The organism is Bacillus sp. FJAT-22090, from assembly GCF_007676755.1.
GTDB lineage: Bacteria > Bacillota > Bacilli > Bacillales_A > Planococcaceae > Psychrobacillus.
This window is the reverse complement of sequence record NZ_VEBK01000002.1, coordinates 426,808-438,392: the sequence shown is the minus strand read 5'-3', so window position 1 is coordinate 438,392 and position 11,585 is coordinate 426,808. Positions and strand designations below refer to the sequence as shown.

Here is an 11,585-nt window from a genome sequence, read left to right as displayed (position 1 = left end):
ATTTTATTTTAAAACAAAAAAGACTGTAGGCAAACTCGAAATTTCGAGTTTGTCTACAGTCTGCAATAATGCCATTTATGGCATTATTTTTCGCCCAAGAAATGAGCAAAGTTTGGGCTGGTACTTTTCTAATTTGTACTGTATTTATTAGTTTTCTAGTAAATTTAATCGGAGGATATATTTCTGACCGCTTTCCGCGAAAACGTGTACTTGTACTTACTTCATTTATAAGTGCACTGATGTTTTTTATGATGACAATTAGTTTATTGCCGAAACAGAACATCATTTGGCTGTTTGCTTTCGCTTATGTAGCTTATATTATAACAAGCAGTCTCGGAAGGCCTGCCATGCATGCCATAATAATCGACTCTACAACACCTGAAAATCGAAAAGAAGTGTATGCACTCGATTATTGGCTTGTCAATTTATCTATGGCAATTGGCGCAGCGCTAGGTGGTTTGTTGTATATTAATCACCAAGTAGAACTGTTTGCTATGCTAACATTTACCTCTATAAGCCTACCAATTGCTTATAAAATTTGGTTAATAGATGAACATACAAATCAAATAGAAAAAAAGCACCATAACGTTTTTATGGACCTAATTCAAAACTACAAAGTAGCATTTCAGGATCGACCGTTTGTCAAAGTAGTAGTAGGTTCCATGTTGATCTTTGCAGCGGAGTTTACGTTAAATAGTTATATTGGTGTTCGCTTGGCGGAGACATTTGAAAGTGTACATATAGGGGATTTTCAAGTTGCGGGTGTGCGCATGCTAAGTATTCTGAATATCGAGAATATGCTACTAGTTGTATGCTTTACCTTTTTGATAAATAGATTTACAGATCGTTTCAGTAAGAAAAAGGTTTTGTTAAGCGGCTTAATCATATATAGTGTTGGCTATATTACCATCACTTCGGCAAACACATGGTACATATTAATATTGTTTAATTTCATTGCCACGATTGGTGAGCTGATTTATTCTCCTGTGCGAAATGCGGAGCAGGCGAATATGATTCCAAAGAATAAACGAGGCTCTTATTCTGCATTCTCGAATTTTTCCTTTAGTGGCGCAGATCTAATCGCTCGTTCCACTATTATTATAGGTGCTTTTTTGCTACCTACTATGATGTCTGTTTATATAGGGATATTGTTGATGATCGGAATTTTCCTAGTGTACACTGGATTTTTTATCAAAAGAGCGAATCGCTAAATTTCTAACATTTAAGGAAATGTTCCTTGCTTTAGGTATATTCTTTTTGCAGCTGACTGCTACTCATGATTGACATAAATGGAAATGAATCTTTTTATCCTACATGAATAACAAAACGGCAGAAGGTAAAGTAACCCTTTTTCTGCCGTTTTTTGGTTGCGTCCAAATAAGTTAGACAGAGAATTAGAATAGTAAATGAAACATCATACTAAAAAGATACCCTGTCAACACAAATAGTGTAGCTGACTTGAACGACACTAACCGTAAGTTATGTAAAATGAATTCTTTCACACTTGTAATAGCGATCAGGCCAATCGAAACTCCCAATAGAATACTTTGCGCCTTCATACTTAGATACATATGATGACCAATCCAAATAAACAGACTAAAGCAAATGGATAAGCCAATAAAACAAAGGAATAAGCCAATTATTTTCTGTCCTTGTGCGATAAAGATAGAGGTGAGTGCGAATCCTTCAGGAATGTGGTGTAAAACGGTAGAAGTCGTTATGGTGAGAGCAAAAGAAGAATCCCCTAACAAGTTTCCGATAGTCAAACTCAATGGAATGGTATGTATAAAAAGAGCGATCGTAAGCAAATAGACAGATGAGCTATGTTGACCTGAAGTATTTACTAGTTTGTTTATTACAATTAGAAATATAAATCCTATGAGTATTCCTAAAGTGATACCAGGGGATTTGTACACATGTAATGCCGACGGAATGATATCAATTGCTAATAGACCTACTAAAAAACCTCCACATAAAAGCGCTAAACCTTCATGTGAATGATGAAATATTTTTGCTATTAACCATGCAATTCCTGCCCCTATATTAACACTACAAAAAAGAAATCCGCCAAGAACTAATGGACTCAATTGTATCATTCTCCTACGTAAAATAATGGTGACCTTGTATACAAAATATATGCAATTTGTTTAAGCATATGTGTACCTACCTATGAAGAAAACGAAAAATTTTATTTTAAAACTCCTTATCAATGGGATTGAATATTGTTTATTCGGTTAACCTATGGGAAAGATTCATTTTATTGGAGGCTTAAATATGTCCATACTAGAAGAAAAACCGAATCCTCCTGCGTTGATGAATGAGCTATTGGAAAAATTAGAACCTACATTTGATGCTAAGCTAATACCTTTACAATTAGAAGGAAGAATAGTTTTTCTCCTTTTCCTAAAAACAGTGGTGGATCCTGCAAAATTACAAAATGTCATTATCAAGCCTTTTTTTGAGATGCACTCATTGGAACATTATGCGGCCTATATTCAATCATCACCAGATATTGAGGAGATTAAATCGTACGATACTCTGTTAGTTGAACTTACAAAGGGAAATGTATTAATCGCAGTACAAGATAAACTATTCCTGGTTGATGTAAAGAAAGTCAATAGTAGCACAGTTCAGCAAGCACTCATGGAGCCGACTGTAAGTGGACCCCAACAAGCTTTAAGTGAAGATATTCTCACTAATTTGAATATTATTCGGCATCGCTATAAAGAGCCAACCCTCAAGTTTGAGATAGTTACGTTAAAAGACAAGTCCCATAGTGACATAGCGATCATTTATGATGAGAAGATGGTAAAGAAGCCTGTCTTAAAAGCAATTCAGCAGAAGATAAAAGAGTTGGATGTCCCACTAATTCAATCGGCTGGTGAACTGCAGCTTTTTTTGAATGGAAAGAAATATACACTTTTTCCAAATATAGTAATAACAGAACGTCCGGACCGTATTTGCTATAACTTGAATTCCGGGAAAGTAGTGATAATGGTTGATGGTGGTCCGCATGCAATAATTGCGCCAGTAATCTTTTTTGACTTCATGGTTTCAATGGAAGACAATTACCATTTGTTTTGGGGAGCTACCTTTACATTGATATTGAGATATTTTGGTTTGCTGACTTGTGTTACTTTGCCAGCTTTATACATTGCAATTACTTCCTATAATCCAGACATTTTCCGAACTGAGCTTGCCTTAACTGTAGCGGGAAGTAGGCTTGGGGTACCCTATCCTTCTTTTATCGAAGTCCTATTTATGCTCATATTTATGGAACTTCTTACAGAAGCGAGTATTCGATTACCCAAAGCCGTAAGCGCCACAGCAACAACTGTAGGGGGGTTAATATTAGGTACAGCAGCTACGGAAGCGGCGCTGTCTTCCAATATTATGATTATTATTGTCTCGGCAGTGGCAATCTCCAGCTTTGTCATCCCGATCAATGAGATTAGTTTATCGATAAGGTTTTGTAGGTATTTACTAATTGTTTTTACGACATTATTTGGGACGGTTGGTCTTATACTTGGCTTTTTAGGGATTCTCATGTTTATGATTAACAAAGAAAGTTTTGGTGAGCCCTATTTAAAAATGTATTGGAAAAGTAGAAGTAGTGAAAAAGGGGTTAAAAGTCAATGAGCCGCTTTCTTTATTATTTTATTATAATTACGATGCTTGCCAATATTGTTGCATCCGTACCAAAAATTCTATTATTCGAAAGTGAAAAAGGAGCAATCATTTCGATGATTGCTGCCAGTATCCTGGGTCCCATTATAGTATTTATTATCATTAAGTTATTTAATCTGTTTCCAGGTAAAACTTTGCCTCAAATGATGAAACAATATACGCCCAAGTGGTTTGCATATCCAGTTCTGTTTTACTTTTTTGTATGTTGGTATATAGCAGGTCTGATTACAATCGTTACGTATGTATTTTTAATTAAAACCTTTTTTGCGCCGGAAACTTCCATTTATATCATCACATTACCCTTTGTCATTGTTATTTCATTTGGAATATTGATGAAATCTAAAAGTGTGGCATATATGACAGAATTTGTTTTAGTTATATTTATTCCGATCATTGTTTTTCTTTTAACAAAATTTTATACAAATCAAAAGCTGGACTGGGATTTTATTAAGATTTCTATGACTTACATTAATCATTTTCCCTCCTATAGAGCCTTTTGTGCTTCACTTTATATTTTTGTGGGAGTCGCTAACTTCATCATCTTTAATAAACTATTGTCCAAAAAGCAAAAAGTGGGCATGAAACAATTTATAATAATTGGTTTATCGGGGATAGCTGTCTTATTCACAACGTATTTTTTACCAATTGGCTACATTGGGTTTGACCACATTGAGGAACTTAGTTTTCCTTGGATTTCTACGAGTGATACAGTTCGGATGAAGTATGGAATCATCGAACGGTTGATTTTCATTTTTATTTTATCTTGCTTAGGGATAACTTTTTTAACTTTGTTGCATCATTGGCATGTCTCTTTAAAACTGCTTCAAAGTATTTTAATATTCAAGCGTTTGAACTGGAAAAGAAAAAATTTAACACCTTATATTTTCGTCACTCTGTTTGGAATAGTGGCAATGTTTGCGACGGGTCATCTAACGGAGTTTCAACTGTTTGACTACGCTAGCGCTTTTTTTGACACATTGCCTATTTTCTTTACGATATTAATTATTTCCTTGCTATTAATAAAGAAAGGGGCAAAGTTATAATGCGGACGAGTCGAAAGTTAATAAGGATTTTAGTGGCAGCTAGTTACTTTGTCGCTGTCTCCCTACTAGCTAGTTGTGGTTTTAAAGATATAGATAAAAGAGTGTTTGTAACAGCTATTGGAATCGATCCATCTGAAACGGATGATGGGCCATATAAGATAACGTTAAAATTATCATTACCGGTAGCATCCATCAAATCAGCAACTGGTTCGAACTATGAATATTTAATTCACGACGGGAGCACGATTGCTGAAGCGATTCGTATTTTAGAAACCCATACCGATAAAGTACTAGAATTAGGGCACACAAAGCTAATTGTCATTAATGAATCTTTATTTGAAACAGATATAAAAGGTTTTATGGACTATTTTATGAGGCGTGGGGATATCCAGTTAGTAGCTTGGGTTGCTGCCGCAAAAACATCTGCGGAATCAATCCTTAAAGTCGAACCGAAAACTGAATCAGCAGTATCAACCACGCTCGTAAACTTTTTTGGTTCGAGTGGAGCTGAAAGTCCTTTTATAACGTCATCTTATCTGTTTGAATTTAGAAGAAATACACTATCAGATGGAATTAATGCCGTAGTTCCCCTAGTAGAAGCATCCAAGGATAAAACGGAGTTGATCGTCAATAAATCCTTAGTAGTGAAAGAAAAAACAAAGCCCTTAGAATTGAATTATATCGAGACAAAGTATTTCAACACGCTAAAAAATGGGATGAGCGGATTTAGCTATGAAGTGGAACGAGGAGACGTGAAGTTAATCATTAATATGGATAGAATAAGAACAAACTATAAAATATTGATGGAAAATGGACAGCCAACTTCCATAAAAGTAAATGTAAAAATGAAGGGGGAGGTTGGTGAGTCCAATAAATCGCTCTTACTTGAGAATTTGGATAAATATAATAAGATTGCATCGGAAGAAATAGAAGGAAACATGACGAGTTTTTTGGAAAATGCCCAAAAACATGATTTGGACCCAATGGGATTTGGACTAGAATATCGGACGATGAAACTACATGATAAAAAAAACGTTTCGGAATGGCTAGAAGCTTACCCCAACTTACCGATCGATGTGCATGTAGATGTATCGCTAAAAGGAACAGGATCAATTGAATAAAAACAATGCAGCCTCTTTCAAGTAGGAAAGGGGTTTTCTTATTTCAAAAGACTACTAAGGAAGTTTCCCTTTCTAATATAAACATTGTCCGTTAAAATATAAGTAAGTTATTTTTATTTACTTAGGGGGAAGCGAAAGCGTTCATATGACAATAAATAAAATGAAACATACGACTTTTAATAATGCAACACTCGATGAGTGGGAGCAAGTAGCCCTCAAATCATTGAAAGGGAAATCATTGGAGTCACTTTCAACTAAAACACTAGAAGATATTATGTTGAAACCGCTTTATTCATTATCAGATGTGGCATCTATTCCAACAACCCAAACAGCTATTGTTCGACAAGCTAAATCTTCATCTGATTGGTTGATCGCACAAGTTGCAGAAAGTTCTTCAAGTGAGGGGTTACTTGCGGAAGTTAAAGAAGCGCTTGTAAAAGGTAATGATGTTATCCATTTTAAATTAGAAAAAGAACATACTTGGAATTCTGCTCAAATAGAGGAGTTGGCTGCTCTATTTGAAAAGCATCCAGCTATTTTAGATGTTACAAATAATCCAGCTTTTTTACACCATTTCAATGACTTCAAAGGATTAGTAAAAGGCGCATGGGAAGAAGAACTACCTTATGCAAGAACATATTTCTTAAATGGGTCTTCCATTCATCAAGCAGGAGGAGATGTTGTTAGCGAGCTAGCAAGTGTTCTTGTTCAAGCAGACGAGCTTATCAAAAAAACAAGCATCGAAAAATTTGCAAAGAAAGCGTTTGTTCAATTTTCGGTGGAAAATAATTTCTTTATGGAAATCGCGAAGATTCGTGCTTTCCGTATTCTATGGCGTGCTTTCGGCCAAGCATATGGGAATAGCGATATCACGCCAATCCCGGTACATATAGAAACTTCATTGCGTTCTTATTCTTTTTTAGATGGACATGTAAATATTTTAAGGGCTGGCAATAGCGCACTGGCAGCAGTACTTGGTGGAGCGGATAGCTTAACTACGTACCCACATGATTATTTAACAGGGGCTACATCAACATCCAATCGAATTGCACGAAATATGCAGCTTGTATTAAAAGAAGAAACGCATATTGGACGGGTTATTGATGCAGCAGGAGGCTCTTATTATGTTGACACATTAACAAATGAGCTTGTTAAAAACACATGGACGTACTTTTTAACATTAATGTCAGAAGCGACTATTGAAGATAGAGAAACAAAATTGTTAAAACGGGCAGAGGTGAAGTGGAAGGAACAGCTTGCTGCGCTTTCTACTCGTAAAAAATCATTAATTGGAACGAATACTTATGCAAATCCAGATGACGTAATGCCAGATTCTATTAAGTTCACCGATTATAAAAGACTAGCAGAACCTTTTGAGCAAATAAGGAAGTCATTCCAAGGGAGTCCTTTAAATACTGCTATTATTCCTTATGGTATTTTAAAGGATTATAAAGCACGGATGGATTTTGTTAGTGGTTATTTAATCGCACTAGGAATCTCACCACGTATAGCACCTGAAAATCTAAAACCATTCGATTTGCAACAATGGATCGATGAACAAAACATAGACTACGTCATATTCGTTGGAAACGATGAACAAACAGCTGGTTTAGTTCCTGCTCTTTTAAATGAGAAATTGTCAGTTCCAATGGATGTTGCCGGTAAATTTGAGGAATATGAAGACTGGTTAGATGCTGGATTGTCTGGGCAAATATTTGCTGGACAATCGCTTCTAGAAAAAGGGCATCAACTACTTACATTTGCAAAAAAGGGGGATTCACATGTCAACGCCTAATTATTCATCCGTTTCTATTGAAAGTTTGCTAGAAAATAATGCAGAAGGTCTAGAACATTCTCCTTCCTTTTTTACAAATGAAGGAATTACGTTGAAAAAAGTATATGAAAAATCCGACTTAAGCAATGTGCAACACTTAAATGACTTACCAGGGATCGCCCCCAATACGCGTGGACCCTATCCAACCATGTATGTGGCAAAACCATGGACAGTACGTCAATATGCTGGTTTTTCGACTGCTGAAGAAAGTAATGCGTTTTATAGAAGAAACTTGGCAATGGGGCAAAAAGGTTTGTCCGTTGCGTTTGATCTTGCTACTCATCGAGGCTATGATTCTGATCATGAACGTGTAACGGGTGATGTTGGAAAAGCAGGGGTTGCCATTGACTCGGTAGAAGACATGAAAATATTGTTTGACGGTATCCCGCTTGACCAAATGTCTGTTTCTATGACGATGAATGGGGCAGTTTTACCGATTTTAGCTTTTTATATTGTCACTGCTGAGGAGCAAGGAGTCACGCCTGAGCAGCTTGCTGGAACAATCCAAAATGATATCTTAAAAGAGTATATGGTGCGCAACACCTATATTTATACGCCGGAAATGTCGATGAAAATCATTGCTGATATTTTTGCTTATACAGCAAACTATATGCCAAAGTTCAACTCTATCTCGATTTCCGGATATCATATGCAAGAAGCCGGAGCTACTGCAGATATCGAGCTTGCATATACTTTAGCTGATGGCTTGGAATATGTGCGTACTGGATTGAAAGCGGGCATTGAAATTGATTCATTCGCACCAAGGCTTTCGTTCTTTTGGGCGATTGGTATGAACTATTTTATGGAAGTGGCGAAAATGCGTGCTGCCCGAAGAATGTGGGCTCAAATGATGGCTAGCTTCGATCCGAAAAATCCGAAAACATTAGCGTTACGTACACATTCCCAAACATCTGGATGGAGTTTAACAGAGCAAGATCCATTTAATAATATTACGAGAACATTAGTGGAAGCCAACGCAGCCGCGATGGGCCATACACAATCGCTCCATACAAACGCTCTTGATGAGGCAATCGCACTTCCAACCGATTTTTCTGCTAGAATTGCAAGAAATACTCAGCTATTCTTACAGGAAGAAACGAATATGACAAATGTGATTGACCCTTGGGGAGGTTCGTATTATGTGGAAACTCTTACGAACGAACTAATGGAAAAAGCATGGTCTTTGATAGAAGAAATCGAAGAGCTGGGAGGAATGGCAAAAGCGATTGAAACAGGTCTTCCAAAAATGAAAATTGAAGAAGCTGCTGCGAAAAAGCAAGCACAAATAGACTCCGCAAAGGAAATTATTATCGGGGTTAACAAATATCGATTAGAACAAGAAGATGCGATTGATATTTTGAATATTGACAACACTGTTGTGCGCCAAAAACAAATGGAAAGATTAGCTAAAGTAAAAGCAGACCGTGATGAGAAGGCAGTACAAGAAGCATTGGCTGCATTAACGGATGCAGCCAAAAACGGAAAAATAAATCTACTTGAAGCGGCTGTAGACGCAGCAAGAAAGCGTGCAACAATCGGTGAAATTTCGGATGCTATAGAATTAGTAGCAGGAAGACACAAGGCGGTGATTCGATCCGTGAGTGGTGTATATAGTGCAAACTTTAACGATGCAGAAGAAATTGAGGCAGTAAAACAAATGGCGGAAGACTTCCGTGACAATGAAGGAAGGCGTCCTCGTATTCTAATTGCCAAAATGGGCCAAGATGGACATGATCGCGGTGCAAAAGTTATTGCTACAGCATTTGCAGATTTAGGATTTGATGTGGATATTAGTCCGCTATTTCAAACCCCAGCTGAAACTGCCCAACAAGCGGTTGAAAATGACGTACATGTAGTAGGTGTTAGTTCCTTGGCAGCTGGCCATATGACACTTGTTCCAGCCTTGCGAGAAGAGTTAGCAAAGCTTGGAAGAGAAGATATTTTAATCGTTGTTGGTGGTGTGATTCCTGCTCAAGATTATGCTTTTTTACGTGAAAACGGAGCTTCTGCTATTTTTGGACCTGGTACAGTTATTCCAGTTGCAGCACAAAAAGTAATTGAAGAAGTATATCGACGACTAGGTTATGAGGAAGTTGAAGGCTAATGTCGGGAGCGGATAAAACAAACGAGACTTCGATGCATGTCATGAGGGGTATTAAATCGCAACATGATGGTATGGGGAAAGCGACTGTAAAAAAGTTTGCGAAAAAGAAAAGTCTTCATATAAATGAAGAGGAATATATCCGAGAAATTCGCAATGGTTCTAGATTACATTTAGCAAAAGCAATAACATTTATCGAAAGTACTGTAATAGACCAGCAAACAATTGGGCAACTATTATTAAAACAGTTACTTCCACATACAGGAAAAAGCATCCGGATAGGAATTACAGGCGTGCCTGGAGTAGGGAAAAGTACGTTTATTGAAGCATTTGGAAAAATGCTCTGCGATCAAGGTTACAAAGTAGCTGTACTGGCAATCGACCCTAGCTCTTCTCTGACAGGGGGAAGTATTCTCGGAGACAAGACGAGAATGGAGGAATTGACCAGACATCCAAAAGCATTTATCAGACCTTCTCCTTCAGCGGGCACCCTTGGAGGAGTTCATAAAAAGTCACGAGAAACAATGCTATTATGTGAGGCAGCTGGATATGATGTTGTTTTAGTGGAAACAGTAGGGGTTGGACAAAGCGAAACAATTGTTCGAGGCATGGTCGATTTCTTTTTGCTTCTAGCACTTACGGGAGCAGGAGATGAGCTCCAAGGGATGAAAAAAGGGATTATGGAACTTGCTGATGCAATTGTTGTCAATAAGGCCGATGGTTCCAATGAAAAGCTTGCAAAAAAGACTGTGGCAGAGTACAAACAGATTCTTCACTTTTTAGCACCTTCAACGCCCGGTTGGATAACCCCAGCTCTTGCAGTTTCATCTCTTTATAAAACAGGGCTAGATAAGATATGGGAAACGATAGTATTATTTCAAGGAAAAATGCAGACAAATAGTGTTTGGCAAAATAGAAGAAAAGAACAAACCGTTGATTGGTATAAAACGATGATCATCGACCGTTTATATGATGACTTTTTTTCTTCTGAGGAAAAGAAACAATCGATGATGCAATTAGAACAATTAGTTAGAGGAGAAAAAATGACTGTATCGCAAGCAGTAGATGAGTTATTTTCCTCGAACTCTAAACAATAATCTGCTAAGATGAAACTAGTTTAACTTTACTCGGCAAATTTAGAACTTAGCAGAATGAAGTTGAAGTCTCTGGCAGATGTCATAAGATTTAGAAAAGAGTTTTTAAAGGCTGATACCCATCCATAGGATAACGGCTACCCGACCTGCATTGCGCAGGCCAAAGCTCAATTCAAAATCTAGAAGTACTGTTTTCTGCAACAAGCTATACGCAGGAGCAAACACCAGGGCGCATTTAATTGGAGGAGTGACGAACAATGAATATGGATTTTAATTTATTGATGAATGATATGGTTATGCAGGCTCGCGGAGAAATGGAGACTAGTGGTTATGAACAATTAACTACACCTGAGGAAGTGGATACTGCATTATCACGTCCAGGTACAACATTAGTAATGATAAACTCTGTTTGTGGCTGTGCAGGTGGTATTGCTCGTCCGGCAGCTGCTAATGCAGTACATTATGATAAACGTCCTGATCACCTTGTAACCGTATTTGCTGGTCAAGATAAATTAGCTACCCAACAAGCACGTAATGTATTTGGAGATGACCATTTACCATCTTCTCCTTCTTTTGTTTTGTTAAAAGACGGCCAAGCAGTGGCAGAAATAGGTCGACACGAAATCGAAGGACATGCACCGACATCTGTAATAACACATCTTCAAGCATTATTTGAAGAGCATTGTGAAGAAATCTAATACTAAA

The 11,585-nt window shown here is 37.3% G+C and carries 8 protein-coding genes and 1 pseudogene; 8 read left to right on the top strand and 1 reads right to left on the bottom strand.

The window, feature by feature from the left end; all coding sequences use genetic code 11:
• Positions 1 to 59: 59 nt before the first annotated feature.
• Positions 60 to 1,211, top strand: a pseudogene (locus tag FS486_RS04985) (MDR family MFS transporter); the annotation flags it as partial.
• A gap of 183 nt (positions 1,212 to 1,394) precedes the next feature.
• On the opposite strand, the gene FS486_RS04980 reads toward FS486_RS04985, so the two are convergent.
• Positions 1,395 to 2,096 carry a ZIP family metal transporter gene (locus FS486_RS04980; RefSeq protein ID WP_260858018.1) on the bottom strand — a complete coding sequence of 234 codons (702 nt, stop codon included), beginning with the start codon at positions 2,094 to 2,096 and terminating at the stop codon, positions 1,395 to 1,397.
• 178 nt (positions 2,097 to 2,274) lie between these two features.
• Here FS486_RS04980 and FS486_RS04975 point away from each other — a divergent pair, with 178 nt between their 5' ends.
• From FS486_RS04975 to FS486_RS04945, 7 genes are all read left to right on the top strand, one after another.
• Positions 2,275 to 3,639 (top strand): spore germination protein, encoded by a 1,365-nt coding sequence (locus FS486_RS04975; RefSeq protein WP_144510199.1) that lies wholly within the window; start codon positions 2,275 to 2,277, stop codon positions 3,637 to 3,639.
• Positions 3,636 to 4,730: a GerAB/ArcD/ProY family transporter gene (locus FS486_RS04970; RefSeq protein WP_144510198.1), complete on the top strand. Its 1,095-nt coding sequence runs from the start codon at positions 3,636 to 3,638 to the stop codon at positions 4,728 to 4,730. Before FS486_RS04975 ends, FS486_RS04970 begins: the two co-directional genes overlap by 4 nt.
• A complete protein-coding gene (locus FS486_RS04965; protein ID WP_144510197.1) occupies positions 4,730 to 5,851 on the top strand; it encodes a Ger(x)C family spore germination protein in 1,122 nt (373 codons plus the stop codon). Before FS486_RS04970 ends, FS486_RS04965 begins: the two co-directional genes overlap by 1 nt.
• Positions 5,852 to 5,996: 145 nt before the next feature.
• Positions 5,997 to 7,646, top strand: coding sequence for a methylmalonyl-CoA mutase family protein (locus FS486_RS04960; protein ID WP_144510196.1), 1,650 nt, complete (start codon positions 5,997 to 5,999; stop codon positions 7,644 to 7,646).
• Positions 7,633 to 9,789 (top strand): methylmalonyl-CoA mutase, encoded by a 2,157-nt coding sequence (gene scpA / locus FS486_RS04955; protein ID WP_144510195.1) that lies wholly within the window; start codon positions 7,633 to 7,635, stop codon positions 9,787 to 9,789. The genes FS486_RS04960 and scpA overlap by 14 nt, the downstream gene beginning before the upstream one ends.
• Positions 9,789 to 10,883: a methylmalonyl Co-A mutase-associated GTPase MeaB gene (gene meaB, locus FS486_RS04950; protein ID WP_144510194.1), complete on the top strand. Its 1,095-nt coding sequence runs from the start codon at positions 9,789 to 9,791 to the stop codon at positions 10,881 to 10,883. Before scpA ends, meaB begins: the two co-directional genes overlap by 1 nt.
• Positions 10,884 to 11,137: 254 nt before the next feature.
• A complete protein-coding gene (locus FS486_RS04945; RefSeq protein ID WP_144510193.1) occupies positions 11,138 to 11,578 on the top strand; it encodes a BrxA/BrxB family bacilliredoxin in 441 nt (146 codons plus the stop codon).
• Positions 11,579 to 11,585: the final 7 nt, after the last annotated feature.